Source organism: Prevotella sp. 10(H) (genome assembly GCF_000711235.1).
Taxonomy (GTDB): domain Bacteria; phylum Bacteroidota; class Bacteroidia; order Bacteroidales; family Dysgonomonadaceae; genus Dysgonomonas.
The window spans coordinates 53718-73199 of record NZ_JOMI01000001.1 but is presented as its reverse complement, the minus strand read 5'-3'; the positions used below and the strand labels follow the sequence as shown (position 1 = coordinate 73199).

The following is a 19482-nucleotide window of genomic DNA, read 5'->3' as shown; positions in this document are numbered from 1 at the left end:
GCACCGTGTGGGTTCCCCGCCTGCGGAACTAATGCACAAGGGCTGACGCACGACCAGACCTTATCTGGCTTATGAGAGAATAACATTTAACTACTGATTAGTATATAAAACAAAGGCACGGGAAAAATCCCATGCCTTTAAATGATATTGTTTAAGCAGATTATTTGCCTTGTTCCAGTTTAAGCGTTACAGTCGACTGATCACAAACTTCAGTTGGCCCGAAGTATTGGATAGGACCCGGATAAACGAATTTTGTACCCAGCGCCCATGCTTCGCGGTTTGCCGCAAAATATTTAAACGGCGCACCGTCAAGCTCAACAAGTGCTTTGCGGATAACAGGTTTCATTTCACCGTGACGACGCTCCATGTTCATCATCATTGTTACAGGTACACCACCAGCAACCCATTCGTTTGCAGGAGCAGTTGTATTGCGAACTGAAGACATATAGCCTGTTTTTCCTGCACCGATAAGAGCAGCAGCTGTATATCCCAGCGAATAGCAATAGTCGGCATCGTAGTTAGACGGTGCAGCACAACGTCCTTCGTATCCGAAGAAGTGTACCAACGCCGAGAATTTACCTTTATATTCACCTGCGGCTTTCATTTCGGCAAGCTTGTTGCCTACCATTTCAGCCAGAAGTTTTTCTGTTTCGATAAGTGATACCTGTACATTGCCATGTGGGTCGCGATCGAGTGTCAACTGGCGTGCAACTCCGTCAGGCAGGCTGGTAAATACTTTTGCATTATCTGCAGACAGGTTATTTTTGATATATGCCAATTGTTCATCTTTAGGAACTGCATTAAATTCTTCCTGATGATGAGCAAGGAAATCATTTAGTTCCGAAATAAGAGCTTTCATGGCCGGAATAAATTCGATAAGCCCTTCAGGGATAAGTACTGTACCGAAGTTGTTACCGTCAGCAGCACGTCTTGCAACGGCTTTTGCGATATTGGTAACTATATCGTCGAGTGAAAGTTTTTTTGCTTCCACTTCTTCCGAAATGATACAGATATTAGGTTGCACCTGCAAAGCACACTCCAAGGCAATATGAGAAGCAGAACGTCCCATAAGTTTGATGAAGTGCCAGTATTTGCGAGCCGAGTTACAGTCGCGCTGTATATTTCCGATAACTTCAGAATATACTTTACATGCTGTGTCGAAACCGAATGAGGTTTCAATCATTTCGTTCTTAAGGTCACCGTCGATTGTTTTAGGACAACCGATTACCTGTACTCCTGCATCGATAGCTTTATAATATTCTGCCAGTACGCACGCATTTGTATTGGAATCATCACCGCCGATGATAACAAGCGCTTTGATGTTTAGTTTTTTCAGGATTTCAAGACCTTTGTCGAACTGTTCTTTAGTTTCCAGTTTTGTACGTCCCGAACCTATAATGTCGAAACCTCCGGTGTTGCGATATTCGTCGATGATATCTCCGGTTAACTCTTTATAATCGTGGTCTACCAATCCGCCCGGTCCCATAAGGAATCCGTAAAGACGGCTGCCGCTATTCAGGTTTTTGATTCCGTCGAAAAGTCCTGCAATCACATTGTGTCCACCCGGGGCTTGTCCACCCGAAAGAATAACACCAACATTTATAGCCGGATAGTCAACTTTTTCAGAAGTTTCTACAAACTTCAGAGTCGGCATTCCATATGTGTTAGGAAACAATTTTTTTACTTCTTCCTGATCGGCTACCGATTGAGTCGCAGCTCCTTCTTCTATTTTCACGGAACCATATAATGCTTTCGGCATTTTAGGTTTGTAAGTAGCTCTCGCTATCTGTAAAGCGCTTTTTACCATTGTTTGTTGATTTTATACAGTTAAATTTATTCAGTTCTTTTAAGGCTCGCAAATTTCGTTATTTTTTTTCAAATATGAAAGGATTTCGAATGCTTATGTAAGGTGTTTTTATACAATTAGCAGTCTTTTTTTGTTTTAATTTTCCTTTGTGTCGGTATTCATTTGTTTTTCTTCATTTTTTGCATCTTTCTTAAATTTTAAAATATCATTATGAAAGAAAATATATTGAATTTAACATTTTAAAAACATATAAAATCACTATATTAACCATATTTAACTTGATCATTGTGTTATTTTGATATATTTCCTCTTGTTTTCATTAAAAACAATTTACCTTTGTGAAACTAAATTAATTTAAGTCATGAAAACAAAAATTTTAATCTCGTTATTAGCTGTACTATTCTTTTCTGCAAATATTTTTGCAAGTACTCCCGAAACAATTACCTTAAGTAATGAAGAAAAGACAGAAGAAGGTAGTTTGAAAGAAGTAACTCTTTGCGATAAAGACACGAATGCTCCTATCAGTAAGACGGTTTATCGTTTCGATACGGACGACCGTATACTTGAAAAAGCAACCTATGAGTGGACTCTCGACAAGGGCTGGGTAGGTATTCAGAAATATGAATACACATACAACGAAGAGAATCTTCCGGTTCCAAGCGTTGTAAAATGGGATAAGAAAAATAATGACTGGGCAAAAAAGGCCAAATAATAATGATAATAATTTAATAAATTACCAAGCAGCTAAGGTGAATTATAAAAAGCCTTCCTCTAAAAAAGGAAGGCTTATCTTTTTTATGATGCTTATGCCCTTGATTATAATCGCTTATAATTTTTTTTCGAATAAAGTGTAACTATTCTTTTTTATTTGCGTAATATATTACAGAAAGCGCTTCAAAATATATAGTAAGGAATAATAATATTAAAAAAGATTGTAATTATGAAAGCAAATGTTTTGATTTCCCTCATAATATTTCTCATTATGTCAACGGGGCTGTATTCCCAGAATAAAAGGCAGGAAGTAAAGATAACCAAAGATGAAGCGGGTTATACAACCAAAGAATCTGTTGTCCCTAATAAATCCAAAACTGTTTATCTTTATACCCCTGACGGCACTAATATAGAGAGGACATCATATAATTGGGATAAGCAACGATTTAGTTGGGTGCCCTCACAAAAGTACAATTATGAATATACGGCAGATGGCAAAACATCGAATATAATTGTAACCAAATGGGTTCCGGAAAAGAAAAAATGGGCCGAAAGATCAGAATATATTACATATGTGCATACAGATGAAGGCACTACAGTGAAACGCAGCGAAATAGACAACAATGATAATGTAGTACTGACTCAAAATAAAAGCTCTAAATAATATAAAGATTGTACTTCAACAAAAAGCTTCATTGTCGGTTTGCGATAATGGAGCTTTTTATAATTCTTTATAAAATATGTTTAATTTAATAAACAAATGTTGTGCTAAAATGATAATACATATGATTTTATTATAGAAAATTTCTATCTTTGTGCACATTTTTCAACCAATAAGACATGAAAACAAAACTGTTATTAGCCCAAATTGCCCTTATCTCTCTTATTATGAGTTCATGTATAAAAGATGAGCCTTTAGGAAAAGAAACGGATATTGTTTCTTTCACGATAGACGGGGAAAATTTTGTTTCGAGTGAAGTATCGAATGAAACTGTCACCGTGAGTGTTACTGAGGATACCGATCTAACGAAGATTATTCCAAGAATAGAATTATCAGAAGGAGCCAGCGTATCTCCCGAATCCGGGACTGTACAGGATTTTTCAGCAGGACCCGTTCACTATGTAGTAACATCCGAAGACAGAAAATATGATAAGCGATATACTGTATCCATTATAAAGCCGTCATCAATGCCACTCACTTTCGATTTCGAGGATTGGGAGCAGAGCAGTCAGGGCTTCTACAATATGATGGTAAAGAACAGCAACGGTAGACTGGTGAAGATGTGGGATTCCGGTAATCCGGGGATTGCATTTGTAAATGCCGGTAAAGATTTTGCTACTATTCCTACAAGCGATTTTAATGATGTATACAGCGGAAAATACGCCGCAAAACTACAAACTCTGAAAGGAAATGTAAGTATGGGCGATTTGAAAATTCCGATTTTCAGCGGCTCATTATTCTTTGGTAGTTTTAATTTGCTAAGTGGTATAAAAGAACCTCTGAAATGTTTGAGGCTCGGACAATCGTTTTCAAAATCGGCTGGTAAACCGGTAATGTTTACAGGTTACTATAAATATAAAGTAGGTAAACCATACATTTATTTGAATGAAAACAAGGAGGAAGTAAGTACTGAAGATATTACCGATCAGCTTTCTATTTATTCTGTACTGTTCGAAACTACCGATCAGGTTAAATACCTAAATGGTATCACTATCATGGATTCTCCGAATATAGTTGCCAGAGCTGACTGGAGACCTGAAACAGCAAGTATAACGGATTCCCCTGCCGAAGGAGGAAAAGGCTTTATCAAATTTGAGATACCTTTTAAATATAAAGAAGGAGTTAAACTCGATTTTGAAAATAAAGAATATAAACTTGTCATCATGTTCGCATCCAGCAAGGACGGCAATGAATATAAAGGCTCACTCGGCAGTACCCTGATTGTGGATGAAGTGGAAATTGTTTGTGAAGATATTGAATAACCTTATAATGAAACAGATGAAAAATAAAATCATAATAATATTACTTGCGTTAATTACATTTAGCACGAATATCTTAGCAGACGACGGAGATGATAAGAAAGGACTTGACTGGTATCTAAATCTAGGCCTGAATATGGGTGGCTCGATGCCTGTCCCTTTGCCGCGCGAAGTTAGGAAAATAGAGAGTTACAACCCTAAGATAAACCCACATATCGGTATTTCTACAGTATATAATCTGAACAGGAAATGGGGAGTAGGCACAGAACTCTCATTAGGTATCAAAGGGATGCGCGTAAAAGACCGAGTAAAATACATGCAGACTAAAGTTTTGGTTTCTGAAAAAGGAAATCCGAATAAAAGCGAAGTCGACGGATATTTTACAGGTAAAAACACCACGAATGTCAATCTGCAATATCTTTCTCTATCGTTATATGGTATCTATAATATAGGATCGAGATGGGAAGTCAAGGGTGGTGTATATGCTGCAAGTATACTGAAATCGAAATTCGAAGGTAACGTTTCGGACGGTTACCTTAGAGATAAAACGCCTAACGGGCCGATAGTCGTTATTGAAGCCGATAACCCTGCTACATTCGATTTCGAAGATAATATGCGTGATTTCGATGCCGGATTTGTTGTAGGCGGAAGATATAAAATAAATGAACGTATAGGCGTAATGGTCAATATGAATCTGGGATTAACCGATATTTTCTACAGGGATCAGAACCCTATCAATTTCAAAATGCAGAATATCTACGGTACATTTGGCGTAACATATAAGCTTAAATAAGAATTAATTAATCAGATAATAAAAGATGGTGCAGATATGTACCATCTTTTTTTTGTTTATAGTATATTCTCATTGGTTGTCATTATATATTGTCTTACCTTTGCGGTTCATAAAACTAATATAAACTATGGCTAAAATTTCTACGGTTCTTTTCGATTTCGATGGTGTGATTACTAATACAGAACCTCTCTACGATACCTTTTTTGACGGAATAGGTGAGAAATATAACCTTGGATATAAAAGCTTTGCAGCTATGGTGAAGGGTGTTACCATGCCTAATATTGTGGAGAAATACTTGAGTCACCTTTCAGCAAATGATTTAGAGTCGATAATCAACGAAACGGAAGAATTCGAAAAGCAAATGGACTTTCCACCTATCGCGGGAGCTCTCGAATTTATAGATTACCTGAAAAAGAATAATTACAAGATAGGCTTAGTTACAAGTTCGCAGGACTTTAAAATGAAAATAGCTTTGGATGAATTGAATCTCACAGGTGTTTTCGATACGGAAGTAACAGCCGACCGCATAACACAAGGCAAACCGGATCCGATGTGCTATCTCCTTGCTGCCAAAGACCTGAATGTATCGCCGGACGAATGTATTGTATTTGAAGATTCTTTTTTCGGCATTCAGTCCGGTCTCGATGCAGGTATGAAAGTAGTCGGATTATCCACTACAAATTCCGATGCCGATTTAAGAAAAATGGTTAATGATGTCATCCCTGATTTCTCGGATATGCAGAGAGTACTAAAGTTGCTTGCATAAGCCCATTCAGTCCTTTATATAAGAAATTATTAAAATCCAGTTCGAAATTTGTTGTAAAGCTATCTTTGCACAGATTCGACTGGATTTCTTCTATACTCCAAAAACGACCGTCGTCTAACTCTTCGGGATTTAGAATAAAATCACCGTCATATATAGTGTAAAAACAATAGCTGAGTTCCCTTTCCGTATCCGTTTCTATTACATATTTTGTAACGAAACAAAGTTCTATTACAGATAATCCCAGTTCTTCCAATGCCTCGCGTATAGCTGCTTGTTCGGGTGTTTCATTCAAATCGATATGGCCTGCAACAGAGGAATCCCACCTATTCGGCTGCACATCTTTTGTAGCAGAACGTTTTTGCAGGAACAATTCCCCATCACTGTTATATATATGTAAGTGTATGACCGGATGTAGCAATTTGGAACCGTTATGGCAGACACTTCTTGACGCCTGCCCTATTACATTGCCTGTTTCGTCGACAAGCGGGAATATTTCTTCCTGCATCTTTTTTACTTTTCTTGTTATTATCGGTTTATTATGCAAAGATAACTTACAGGATGACCTTGAAAATAAGCAGAATCATAAAAAATCTATATATAGCATTTTTTTATAACGGATAGACGGTTAATCTTAATTTTATTTCTAACTTTGCACCTCAGATATTCACATACAAATTGATTGGGTATTTGAAATGACAAAAAAGAAAAAGATACAACAAATATATAATTATAGACCTGAAGGAACGGATATACCAGTATCACGTTCCTTTTTTTTATCTTTTAAAAACAGTTATTACTCACATTATATTTCGAACAAAAAATGTATTCAGACAAAGCAGTTCAATTAATTCTTGACGACGGAACGGTTTTCGAAGGAAAATCTTTCGGCTCTGAAAAAGCAAATGCCGGAGAAGTAGTATTCAACACGGCAATGGTAGGTTACCCCGAGAGCCTTACAGATCCTTCTTATCTGGGACAGATACTTGTAGTTACTTTTCCTCTTGTAGGAAACTACGGAGTTCCTGATAATACATTCACAAATGGAATTTCCGACTTTTACGAATCGGAAAAGATTCAGGTTAACGGGCTTATCATCTCTGATTATTCTCACGAATACTCGCATTGGAATGCCAAAAAAAGTCTCGGTGACTGGCTTAAGGAAAACGATGTGCCCGGTATCTACGGTATCGATACTCGCGAACTGACGAAAATACTTCGCGAAAAAGGTTCGATGAAAGGTAAAATAGTCTTCAATGATGCAGATGAAATAGACTTTTACGACCCGAATATTGAAAATCAGGTAGCTATTGCTAGCTGCAAAGAAGTAATAACTTATGGCAATGGTGAAAAGAAAGTAGTACTAATCGACTGCGGAGTAAAACATAACATCATCCGCTGCCTGCTAAAAAGGAATGTGACACTGATTCGGGTACCTTGGGATTATGATTTCAACCAACTGGAATGGGACGGACTCTTTATCTCCAACGGTCCGGGAAGTCCCGATTTTTGTGAGGAAACTGTAAAGAATATTCAGAAAGCAATGGAAGGCGACAAACCTATCTGCGGGATCTGCATGGGTAACCAGTTACTGTCAAAAGCCGGAGGGGCAACAATATATAAGCTGAAATACGGACACCGTAGCCACAACCAACCCGTAAAGTTGGTAGACTCGGAAAAATGCTTTGTAACCTCTCAAAATCACGGATTTGCGGTAGCTAATTCATCTTTGGGAGAAGACTGGGAACCATTGTTCATCAATCTCAATGACGGAACCAACGAAGGCATCAGGCACAAAACCAAACCGTTCTTCTCAGCTCAGTTTCACCCTGAAGCGGCGAGCGGGCCGACAGATACCTCTTTCTTGTTCGATATGTTTGTAGAAAAACTATAATAATTAGCAAATGAATAGATTTTTCATATTAATATTTAACTTGTAACTCGTAACTTGTAACTAAAATATGGATATAGATGTAAAAAAAGTATTAGTCCTTGGTTCGGGAGCGCTTAAAATTGGAGAAGCCGGAGAATTTGATTACTCGGGTTCACAGGCGCTGAAAGCCCTGAAAGAAGAAGGCATTGAAACAGTCCTTATCAATCCTAATATTGCAACGGTGCAAACCTCGGAAGGCAGTGCCGACAAAATATACTTCCTGCCGATTACTCCATACTTTGTAGAAAAGGTTATCCAGAAGGAGAAACCGGAAGGTATACTACTCGCATTTGGAGGACAGACTGCTCTTAATTGCGGAGTACAGCTTTACGAAGGAGGAATCCTAGAAAAATACAATGTCCGTGTTCTTGGAACTCCCGTACAAGCTATCATGGATACCGAAGACCGCGACCTCTTTGTAAAGAAACTGGACCAGATAGATGTCAAGACTATCAAAAGCCATGCGGTAGGCTCTATTGAAGAGGCTGTAAGCGCTGCTGAAGAACTCGGATATCCTATTATAGTACGTGCAGCATATGCACTCGGCGGGCTGGGCTCGGGATTCTGCGACAATGAGCAGGAACTGCGTATACTTGCAGAAAAGGCACTCGCCTACTCTACCCAGCTTCTTGTGGAGAAATCGCTGAAAGGCTGGAAAGAAGTAGAATACGAGGTCGTACGCGACAAATACGATAACTGTATTACAGTGTGTAATATGGAAAACTTCGACCCACTTGGAATACATACCGGGGAAAGTATCGTTGTTGCACCGTCACAGACATTGACAAATTCAGAATATCATAAATTGCGTGAACTCTCTATCCGCATTGTAAAGCATATAGGAATTGTAGGAGAATGTAACGTACAATACGCTTTCGATCCCGAGTCGGAAGATTACCGTGTAATCGAGGTGAATGCCCGTCTGAGCCGTTCTTCGGCACTCGCATCTAAAGCAACAGGATATCCGTTGGCATTCGTAGCTGCTAAACTCGGACTCGGATACGGATTATTCGAACTGAAAAACTCGGTAACAAAATCCACATGCGCTTTTTTTGAACCTGCTCTCGACTATGTAGTAGTAAAAATACCCCGTTGGGATTTGGGTAAATTTCACGGAGTATCGAAAGAAATCGGTTCGAGCATGAAATCTGTAGGTGAAATCATGGCAATCGGTCGTACCTTCGAAGAAGCTATACAAAAAGGGCTTCGCATGATAAATATAGGCATGCACGGATTTGCAGCGAACAAACCGTTAGAGATAGACAATCTGGACGATGCGCTTAAAAATCCTACAGATAAACGTATCTTCTGCATCGAAGAAGCACTGAAAAGAGACTATACCATAGAACAGATACACGACCTGACTAAAATAGACCTTTGGTTCCTGCAGAAACTGCAATATATCTTCAAATGCTCGAAAGAATTGGAGAAATACGATGATGTGCAGTCTCTCCCACTCGACTTGCTTCGCTCGGCTAAGCAGATCGGCTTCTCCGATTTCCAGATAGCAAAAATTGTCTGCAAAGAACCAAGTCTTGTAGAAACCATATCATACGATGTACGCCGCATCCGTAAAGAAAACGGTATCGTACCGTGTGTGAAACAGATAGATACCCTTGCCGCAGAATATCCGGCACAAACCAATTATCTGTACATCACCTACAACGGAAAGGCAAACGATGTAAAATATCTCGGCGACCGTAAATCAGTAATAGTACTCGGCTCGGGCGCATATCGCATCGGCTCGTCGGTAGAATTCGACTGGTGTTCGGTTAATGCCCTGCAAACCATACGCAAAGAGGGTTATCGCTCGGTTATGATAAACTATAATCCCGAAACGGTGTCGACCGACTACGATATGTGCGACCGCCTCTACTTCGATGAACTGACATACGAGCGCGTGATGGACATCATCGAACTGGAAAATCCGCATGGGGTTATCCTCTCTGTAGGCGGACAGATACCGAATAATCTAGCTTTGAGGCTTGATGCAGCAAAAGTCAACATTTTAGGTACAACAGCCAAGAGCATCGATAATGCCGAAGACCGCCACAAGTTCTCTAGCATGCTCGACCGCATCGGTGTAGACCAGCCACGCTGGAAAGAGTTAACATCGCTGGACGATATTAAAGGCTTTGTCAACGAAGTCGGTTATCCGGTACTGATACGCCCGTCCTATGTACTCTCAGGAGCTGCGATGAATGTCTGCTCGAATGATCAGGAGTTGGAAAACTTCCTCGGGCTGGCTGCCGAAGTTTCCAAAAAACATCCGGTAGTAGTCAGCGAATTTGTTGAAAATGCCAAGGAAGTGGAAATAGACGCCGTTGCTGACAAAGGTGAGATAGTAATGTACGCTATTTCGGAACATGTCGAGTTTGCCGGAGTACACTCGGGCGACGCCACGATACAATTCCCTGCTCAGCGCCTGTATATAGAAACTGTGCGCCGGATAAAGAAAGTAGCGCGCAAAATAGCACAGGAATTGCAAATATCAGGGCCTTTCAATATCCAGTTCCTTGCCAAAGATAATGATATAAGGGTTATCGAATGTAACCTGCGGGCATCACGCTCATTCCCGTTTGTATCTAAGGTATTGAAGATAAACTTCATCGACCTTGCCACTCAGGTAATGCTCGGCAAACATGTAGAAAAACCGAGTAAGAACGACTTCGACCTTGACTATGTAGGAATCAAGGCCTCGCAGTTCTCATTCTCCCGCCTGCAAAAAGCCGACCCTGTACTGGGTGTGGATATGGCTTCAACAGGAGAAGTCGGCTGTATAGGCGATAACTTCTACGATGCCATGCTAAAGTCGATGCTTTCGGTAGGTTACCGCGTGCCTAAGAAAACAGTATTGTTCTCTACAGGGCCTGCAAAATCGAAAGTAGAACTGTTACAGGCTGCGCGTCTGCTACACCAGAAAGGATACGAACTTTATGCTACAGGCGGTTCGCAGAAATTCCTTGTAGAAAACGGTGTGCCTGCCACACAGGTATTCTGGCCGAATGAAGACCAAAAGCCGAGTGCTTTGGAAATGATACAGAACAAGAAGATAGACCTTGTAGTAAATATCCCTAAGAACTTTACGACAAGCGAGCTTGATAACGGATATAAAATCCGCCGTGCGGCTATCGACTATAACGTACCATTGCTGACAAATTCGCGCTTAGCATCGGCTTTTATCCAAGCATTCTGCAAGATGAATGTGGATGAAATAGAGATCAAGGCTTGGAACGAATACGAGTAAATAGTATAACTGAATATGGAAAGCTGTCCGGTATACATCGGGCAGCTTTTCTTTTTAAATGTATTGCCAAACAGTTAGATTCTGATTATAAATTGTTTGAAGACAGGAAATAATCCATAAATTTGTTAACTGAACCAAATAGCTGAACAATGGCAAAAAAATATTTCCTGTTATTATTTCTTCTCATATCAGCCTATGCCTTTCCACAAAAAGTAAAGATAGCAGGAATAGTCACCGATAAAGAAAACAGACCTATAGAACATGTTTCTGTTTCTCAGCCTAATACAACGAACGGTACTTTAACGAATCGATACGGCTTTTACGAACTAGAAGTTATGCCGGATGATTCCGTTAAGGTAGTTTTCTCGCTTATCGGATATCAAAAACACCAGTATATTATTCCCGGTTTGGCCAAAGACTACAACCTCAGCATTACAATGCAACCGGCAGATAATACGCTGGCTCCCGTCACTGTAGAGGGTGAAAGGATGATAACCGTTGTAATAGGCCGCATCGATTATATTGCAACAAAACGCCCGTCCAATCCATGGAACAGCATCGAATCGCTCCTTGCCACAATGGGGGGCGTCAGTTCTACTAATGAATTGAGTTCGCAATATTCGGTGCGGGGAGGTAATTTTGATGAGAATATAGTATATGTAAACGGTGTGGAAATATACCGTCCTATGCTTGTCCGTTCGGCACAACAGGAAGGATTGAGTTTTATCAATCCTAATATGGTGAAGACAGTATCCTTTTCTGCCGGAAGTTTCAGTGCTGAATACGATGATAAGATGTCGTCTGTACTCGATATTACCTATAAACGTCCCGAACGTTTTGAAGGGGTTTTTTCAGCCGGACTACTCGGCGGAGAGGTCTATGTCGGTAATTCTACCGAACGCTTTTCGCAGATAACAAGCGTACGATATAAGACTTTACGCTCTCTACTTAGTACAGGCGATACAAAAGCCGATTATGACCCGTCTTTCCTCGATTTTCAGACATATATTACATATAAACTCTCATCCCGCTGGGAAGCCAGTTTCTTAGGAAATTACTCGTATAATAAATATGAATTCACACCGAAAACGCGTGAGACTTCATTCGGTACGTTAGCAAATGCACGCACATTTAAAGTGCATTTCAATGGCTGGGAAAATGATAAATTTCTCACCTATCAGGGGGCATTCACGTTAAAAGGGAAAGTAACGGACAATCTCAATCTGGGACTTACCGCTTCCGCATTTTCATCCGATGAACAGGAACGCTACGATATAGAAGGGCGCTATCTTCTTGAAGAAACGAACTTTACAGGAGAAAATGAAAGTATAGGTTCACCATTGGGTATCGGTACATATATGGAGCATGCACGGAATAAGTTGAAATCCGATGTATACACATTTTCCCATTTCGGAGATTTGAAAATAGACAAAAATTTACTGAAGTGGGGATTCAGTTTTCGCAAAGAAAAAGTAGAAGATAAAATAAAAGAATGGGAAATGCGCGACTCGGCCGGATATTCTCTACCCAGTACGGGTACGGATGTAAACCTGTTCTCTAATTTAAGATCAGATAACCGCCTCAACCCTTCCCGTATTTCGGGATTCATACAAGACACATATACACTCAATACGGATAAGGGCCTCTTTGTGCTGAATGCGGGCTTACGCGGAAGTTACTGGACATATAACGAAGAATTTATAATCAGTTCGCGTGGAGCATTGGCATTCGTTCCTGCAGGACTCGATAATCTTTCTTTACGCATTGCAGGCGGCCTTTACTATCAGGCTCCTTTCTATAAGGAACTGCAAAGGATTGTAAAGGATGTAAACGGCAATAACGTTATAGAGCCGAATAAAGACATCAAGTCGCAAAAATCGGTACAAATAGTCCTTGGAGCTGATTATTACTTCGGACGTGATGACGAAAGAGGTATCCCTCCTTTCAAACTATCAGGTGAAATATATTATAAAAAACTGTCTGACCTTATTCCTTATACGGTCAATAATGTAAAAATAAGATATACAGGCGAGAATTCGTCAAAAGGATATTCTATGGGAGCCGACGTGAAGCTTTACGGGGAATTTATACCGGGAGCGGATAGTTGGATAAGTTTATCCGTAATGAAAACCCAACAGGATATAGACGGGGTGAAAGTGCCGTTGCCTACCGACCAGCGCTTCAATCTGGCTTTGTTTTATCAAGATTACTTTCCGGGATATGAACGGTTGAAAATGAGCCTGCGCGGTTTATGGTCGCAAGGTCTTCCGGTATCTGCTCCATACAAAGGATATGAAACGGGTTATTTCAGAACTCCGAATTATAAACGTATAGATATCGGCTTTTCATGGCTGGTACTCGGAGAAGATTTTGCCATACGCAACACCAATTCATTTTGCAGGGCATTTAAGAATATATGGCTGAGTCTGGATGCCTTTAATATCTTCGATATGCAGAATACAAATACATATTACTGGATAACTGACGTTCATAATCAGCATTATGCAGTGCCGAATTATCTTACAGGCAGGCAAATGAATGTGAGGCTGCTGGCAGAGTTTTAGATTATTCTAATTCAATAGAGCACTCTTTAACGATAGTGATGTCTCCGTTTGTTACTTTCGTTTGCTGAACGCTGGAAATAATCACGCCTGCATTGTGTATTTCGGATAATGTAATAACCTTATTTTCAAATTCCATATTACGTAATGAATTTTCATCGATAGGATTACCGGTAGCCGCCGATATTTTCTTCAGATACCCTATGGTAGCCGCAGCTAATTCTTCTTTCGATATAGTCTGAACCGCTGTTACTAAATAAGTTTCGTCGGAATAAATTTCTTCTAAGAGATAAGTTGTTTCTGCAGTAAAAGGCTCGGCGCCAAAAACATTCGGGATTGCAGTTTCCGTTTCGATAAGTTCATCTACCTTGTATTTCATGCCATAAAACATATGGTATTGTATAATTTCTTTCACCCCTACCGTTTCAATATCTGTATCTTTATTCTGGGTCATCGTATCAGCAGCCTTTTCCAAAAATTTTCTGATCTCGTCCCAGTTCATTACCTCGTCAAATTCGCCCATTTCATTTGTCTTATATACGATTTTCAGGCCTTTATTGATATTGTCTTTATAAAGCCATTCTATTGTATATGAATTGGCCGTAGAATCAAGAACGGTAATATCTACGTTATAAATAAGGGAATCGCAGGAAATCAACTGTGCATTTTTATATTGAGTCCGTTTATTGATAATCTGATATTCATATACATCCCCTTTGTCCCAGTAAGCAACGGTTTGAACCGTAGAATCATTAAGGTTTATTTGTGCTGATAGAGAGATGCAAAAAGAGAAGAGAAAGGACAGAGTTAAGATCTTTTTCATTTAATACAATTTTACACCAAAAATAGGCAAAAAATCCGGCGAACTGCTAATGTGTCTTTATAGATTATATTTTTAACATCTTTAATAATTAAATCATCAGTATATACCGCTAAATATATACCTTTGCTATCATTATAAAAAATAATAAAAACGATGAATAACTTCACATTTGCCAATCCGGTTAAAATTATTTTCGGAAAAGGCACTATTAAGGAAATCTCAAAGGAAATACCGCAGGGAAGCAAAGTCCTGATGACTTACGGCGGCGGCAGTATCAAAAAGAACGGTGTGTACGATCAGGCTGTGAAAGCTCTCGAAGGTATTGAATGGTACGAATTTTCAGGTATAGAGCCGAATCCGCATTACGAAACTTGTATAAAAGCCGTAGAATTTATCAAAGAAAAGGGTATTACATTTATCCTTTCTGTAGGTGGAGGCTCAGTACTGGATGCCACTAAATTTATTGCGGCTGCTGCTTGCTTCGAAGACGGTGACCCATGGCAGATTCTTTCGAAAGGCAGTGAAATAAAAAATGCAATGCCTTTTGCCGATATAATCACATTGCCGGCTACAGGCTCGGAAATGAATAACGGGGCGGTAATCACCCGCGTATCTACAGAAGAAAAGCTTTCTTTCGCTTCGCCGAAGACGTTCCCATTATTCTCGGTGCTAGACCCTACCGTTACATTCAGTTTGCCGCCGCGTCAGGTGGGCAACGGTGTAGTAGATGCATTCGTGCATGTGATGGAACAGTACCTGACATATAATGAAGGGGATTCGCTCATACAGGATAATATGGCCGAAGCTATCCTTAAAACACTGGTAGAAGAAGGCCCTAAAGCACTTAGCGATCCTGAAAATTACGATGTCCGTGCCAACCTTATGTGGGCATCTACATGGGCTTTAAATGGCTGGATTAACTGCGGTGTGCCGGAAGACTGGGCCACGCATATGATAGGTCATGAAATCACAGCATTTTACGGGCTCGACCATGCGCAGACACTTGCTGTTGTCTTGCCGGGAGTAATGACTGTGTTGAAGGAACAGAAATCTAAAAAGATAACGCGCCTAGGCCGTGAAGTATTCGGCATAAAAGATGATAATACAATCGAAAGGACAATTAAGGCTGTCGAAGGTTTCTTTGAAAGCATGGGTGTTAAAACACACCTGAAAGATTATAATCTGGGAGAAGAAGTAGTAGAAAAAGTTTCTAACCGCCTTGCAGAACGTGGCTGGAAACTTGGCGAGTGCCACAATATTACACCGGATGTAGTTAAAGAAATACTGACACTGAGGAAGTAAGCACAATTTTTAACATAAAGAGGAAAGGGTGAAGATTCGAAATTTTCGCTCTTTTTTATTAATTTTGCACCTCACAAAGAAAAAAATCATAACATTGAAATTATCAGCTCTTCAGGAGGTTTTCGAATCTCACAAGAATATACCGGCTATTGCCGACACCTTATCGCGACACAGGAATATTTATGCAAAAGGTTTGCTAGGTTCTTCTGCGGCCATGTTTGCGGCTGCATTATATCACAAAACGGACAAGTGCTTTCTCTATGTACTGAACGATTTGGAAAGCGCAGGCTACTTCTATCACGATCTCGGGCAGATTCTGGATACGGATAATGTGCTGTTTTTCCCGTCTGCTTATAAAAGGGCATTGAAGTACGGACAAATAGATGCTGCCAATGAGATTCTCCGTACAGAGGTTATGGGAAAATTGCAGGCCGATAAAAAACATCTTATTGTTGTAACTTATCCCGAAGCACTTGCTGAAAAAGTGGTAGCCAAGAGTATTTTGGAAAAGAACACAATCCATATCAAAGCGGATGAAGAGATAGACCGCAATTTCGTATCAGAAATGCTGGACAGTTTTGGTTTCGAATATGTGGACTATGTATATGAGCCGGGGCAATATGCAATTCGTGGGAGTATTCTCGATGTCTTTTCTTTTTCGTATGAGTTCCCTTACCGTATTGACTTTTTCGGTGACGAGGTAAGTACAATTCGCACCTTCGATATAGAAACACAGTTATCTAAAGAGAAACTGCAACAAATACAGATTATCCCCGATATGCAGAAATCCGACCTCGACAGGGATTCGCTTCTGAAAATGATACCAAAAGAAAGTATCATAGGATTCAGGGATTTTGCATGGGCAGCAGAAAAAGTAGAGGCTGTATATAATGACTCCGGCATACTGGATAATCCGGAGTATGAAAAAGATATTCAGAATAAGTTGACTAACAGGGATGAATATACAAGGCTTATATCCGAATTCCGCCATATCCACTTCGGAGCGCGGGCTTATGATGTGCCCGATGCGACATTCGAATTTCACACCAACATGCAGCAACCGTTTCACAAGAATTTCGACCTGATAAGTGAAACATTCCATAAATATATCGACAACGGATTCAAAATCTATATCTTAAGCGATAGCGAGAAACAGCACAAACGCCTGCAATCGATATTCGAAGACCGCGGCGATAATATAAGTTTCACACCCGTAGAAAGAACCTTATCGGAAGGATTCAGCGATGATACTCTGAAAATATGTTGTTTTACCGATCATCAGCTTTTCGACCGTTACCATAAATACAATCTGAAATCGGACCGTGTACGTTCGGGTAAATTTGCTTTATCTCTGAAAGAACTGCAACAGTTCCAGATCGGTGACTATATCGTACATATCGATCATGGTGTAGGGCAATTCGGCGGTCTTGTCCGCTCGGATATGAACGGTAAGATGCAGGAACTGATAAAGCTAATTTACCTCAATAACGACACGATTTTCGTATCGCTTCATGCACTTCATAAGATATCGAAATACAGGGGAAAAGAAGGCGAACCGCCTCGTATCAACAAACTGGGAACCGGAGCGTGGAACAATATAAAGGAAAAGACAAAGAGCAAGGTAAAAGATATTGCCCGCGATCTTATCCAGTTGTATGCAAAACGCCGTCAGGAAGAAGGCTTCAAGTTTTCTCCCGATTCGTTTCTGCAAAACGAATTGGAAGCCTCTTTTATATATGAGGATACACCCGATCAGGTAAAGGCTACCGCCGATGTGAAGCATGACATGGAAAACGTGAAGCCAATGGATCGCCTGATATGCGGCGATGTAGGTTTCGGCAAAACAGAAGTAGCCATACGCGCGGCTTTCAAGGCTGTAACGGACAATAAACAGGTAGCTGTGCTTGTACCTACTACGGTACTGGCATATCAGCATTATCAGACATTCAAAGATCGTCTGAAAGACTTCCCCTGCCGTGTGGAATATATCAGTCGCGCACGCAGTACGAATCAGATAAAGCAAACCCTCAACGATGTAAAAGAGGGCAAAGTAGATATTCTTATCGGCACACACCGCATTGTAAGCAAGGACGTACAATTTAAAGACCTCGGACTACTGATAATAGACGAAGAGCAAAAATTCGGCGTGGCTGTAAAGGAAAAGCTGAAACAAATGAAATCGAACGTGGACACGCTAACGATGACAGCTACCCCGATTCCGCGTACGTTACAGTTCTCGCTGATGGGTGCGCGCGACCTTTCGGCTATCACTACTCCGCCGCCAAACCGTTACCCAATACAGACCGAAGTACATACATTCGACCCGCAGATCATACGCGAAGCTATCGAGTTTGAGATGAGCCGAAACGGGCAGATATTCTTCATCAATAATCGTATAAAAAACATATACGAACTCGAAGACATCATTCGTCGCGAGGTTCCCGATGCACGTATCGCTGTCGGGCATGGGCAAATGGACCCTGCAAAACTGGAATCGATAATTATCGACTTTGTAAATCACGAATACGATGTACTTATCGCCACCTCTATCATCGAATCGGGAATTGATATACCGAATGCAAATACAATCATTGTAAACAATGCACAAAACTTCGGACTAAGCGACCTACACCAGCTTCGCGGGCGTGTAGGGCGAAGTAATAAGAAGGCTTTTGCTTACCTCCTCGCTCCTCCCCTGCACACATTGACTCCCGAAGCAAGACGGCGTCTGCAGGCTATCGAAAATTTTTCCGAATTGGGGCATGGATTTCATATTGCCATGCAGGATTTAGACATACGCGGTGCGGGCAACCTGCTCGGAGCAGAGCAGAGCGGATTCATTGCCGACCTCGGTTATGAAGTATATCAGAAGATTTTGACCGAAGCTGTAAATGAACTTAAGAATGATGAATTTGCCGACCTGTATCATGAAACGGAGGGTGACGAAAAAATTGCCGGAGACAACTTCGTGGACGATGTACAGATAGAAAGCGACCTCGAACTGCTTTTCCCTGCAACATACATTCCCAACGATTCGGAACGTATTACTCTTTACCGTGAACTGGACAATATGGAACGGGAAGCCGATGTACAGAACTTCATTCTCAGACTAGAAGACCGTTTCGGTAAGATACCCCATGAAGGGCACGAGTTGATTATGGTTGTTCGTCTAAGAATATTAGCAAAAACACTCGGTATAGAAAAAGTAGTACTTAAGGGTGGACGTATGAGCCTGTTCCTTGTCTCCAATCCCGAATCTCCTTATTATCAATCGAAAGCATTCGATAAATTGCTGGATTATATACAGAAATATCCACGCAGTTGCGAACTGAAAGAACGTAACGGAAAACGTTCGGTAAGCATTCAGCATATTCCGAATGTGGAAACGGCCTGTATGGCTCTAATGGAGATTATCGGGGAATAAATAGAAAATTATATCAAATTAAAATAAGCGCATAACTCCTTTTATTATCAAAAGGAGTTATGTATTTTTATCCCCGAAAGACGGAATTACCTGCCCAAAATGAATAATTTCCCTCTTTTATCTATCAGAACTGTAATA

13 protein-coding genes are annotated in these 19482 nt (G+C 40.4%); 10 read left to right on the top strand and 3 right to left on the bottom strand.

All coding sequences use genetic code 11. The features are described from left to right. Window positions 1–160 precede the first annotated feature (160 nt). Window positions 161–1807, bottom strand: coding sequence for a diphosphate--fructose-6-phosphate 1-phosphotransferase (locus K348_RS0100345; protein WP_029901822.1), 1647 nt, complete (start codon window positions 1805–1807; stop codon window positions 161–163). Window positions 1808–2168: 361 nt separating this feature from the next. Between K348_RS0100345 and K348_RS0100340 the strand changes: the two genes are divergently transcribed. The 5 genes from K348_RS0100340 (at window position 2169) to K348_RS0100320 (ending at window position 6057) form a co-directional block, all read left to right on the top strand. After that, entirely contained in the window at window positions 2169–2519 is a 351-nt protein-coding gene (locus tag K348_RS0100340; RefSeq protein ID WP_029901820.1) for a DUF3836 domain-containing protein, read from the top strand. 228 nt (window positions 2520–2747) lie between these two features. Beyond that, the gene (locus tag K348_RS0100335; RefSeq protein ID WP_029901818.1) at window positions 2748–3182 is read left to right on the top strand and encodes a hypothetical protein; all 435 of its coding nucleotides are present in this window, start codon (window positions 2748–2750) and stop codon (window positions 3180–3182) included. A 176-nt stretch (window positions 3183–3358) separates the two neighbouring features. Beyond that, complete coding sequence (locus K348_RS0100330; protein WP_029901816.1) at window positions 3359–4501, top strand: PCMD domain-containing protein; 1143 nt, start codon at window positions 3359–3361, stop codon at window positions 4499–4501. Window positions 4502–4517: 16 nt separating this feature from the next. Further along, complete coding sequence (locus K348_RS0100325) at window positions 4518–5291, top strand: porin family protein (protein ID WP_231496719.1); 774 nt, start codon at window positions 4518–4520, stop codon at window positions 5289–5291. A gap of 127 nt (window positions 5292–5418) precedes the next feature. After that, complete coding sequence (locus tag K348_RS0100320) at window positions 5419–6057, top strand: HAD family phosphatase (protein ID WP_029901813.1); 639 nt, start codon at window positions 5419–5421, stop codon at window positions 6055–6057. Here K348_RS0100320 and K348_RS0100315 read toward each other — a convergent pair. After that, on the bottom strand, window positions 6008–6562 hold the full coding sequence (locus K348_RS0100315) for an NUDIX domain-containing protein (RefSeq protein WP_051697440.1): 555 nt from the start codon (window positions 6560–6562) through the stop codon (window positions 6008–6010). The two genes, K348_RS0100320 and K348_RS0100315, sit on opposite strands and share 50 nt — an antisense overlap. A 315-nt stretch (window positions 6563–6877) precedes the next feature. Between K348_RS0100315 and carA the strand changes: the two genes are divergently transcribed. The 3 genes from carA to K348_RS0100300 all read left to right on the top strand — a co-directional run bounded on the left by carA (window position 6878) and on the right by K348_RS0100300 (window position 13798). Beyond that, entirely contained in the window at window positions 6878–7948 is a 1071-nt protein-coding gene (gene carA, locus K348_RS0100310) for a glutamine-hydrolyzing carbamoyl-phosphate synthase small subunit (RefSeq protein WP_029901809.1), read from the top strand. A 67-nt stretch (window positions 7949–8015) separates the two neighbouring features. Beyond that, complete coding sequence (carB, locus tag K348_RS0100305) at window positions 8016–11234, top strand: carbamoyl-phosphate synthase (glutamine-hydrolyzing) large subunit (protein ID WP_029901806.1); 3219 nt, start codon at window positions 8016–8018, stop codon at window positions 11232–11234. Between the two features lie 149 nt (window positions 11235–11383). Next, window positions 11384–13798 (top strand): carboxypeptidase-like regulatory domain-containing protein, encoded by a 2415-nt coding sequence (locus K348_RS0100300; protein WP_029901804.1) that lies wholly within the window; start codon window positions 11384–11386, stop codon window positions 13796–13798. 1 nt (window position 13799) lies between these two features. On the opposite strand, the gene K348_RS0100295 is transcribed toward K348_RS0100300, so the two are convergent. Beyond that, complete coding sequence (locus tag K348_RS0100295) at window positions 13800–14618, bottom strand: hypothetical protein (protein ID WP_029901803.1); 819 nt, start codon at window positions 14616–14618, stop codon at window positions 13800–13802. A gap of 153 nt (window positions 14619–14771) precedes the next feature. Between K348_RS0100295 and K348_RS0100290 the strand changes: the two genes are divergently transcribed. Further along, on the top strand, window positions 14772–15920 hold the full coding sequence (locus K348_RS0100290; protein WP_029901802.1) for an iron-containing alcohol dehydrogenase: 1149 nt from the start codon (window positions 14772–14774) through the stop codon (window positions 15918–15920). Window positions 15921–16014: 94 nt separating this feature from the next. After that, window positions 16015–19344, top strand: coding sequence for a transcription-repair coupling factor (gene mfd, locus K348_RS0100285; RefSeq protein WP_029901801.1), 3330 nt, complete (start codon window positions 16015–16017; stop codon window positions 19342–19344). The last annotated feature ends 138 nt before the right edge of the window (window positions 19345–19482 follow it).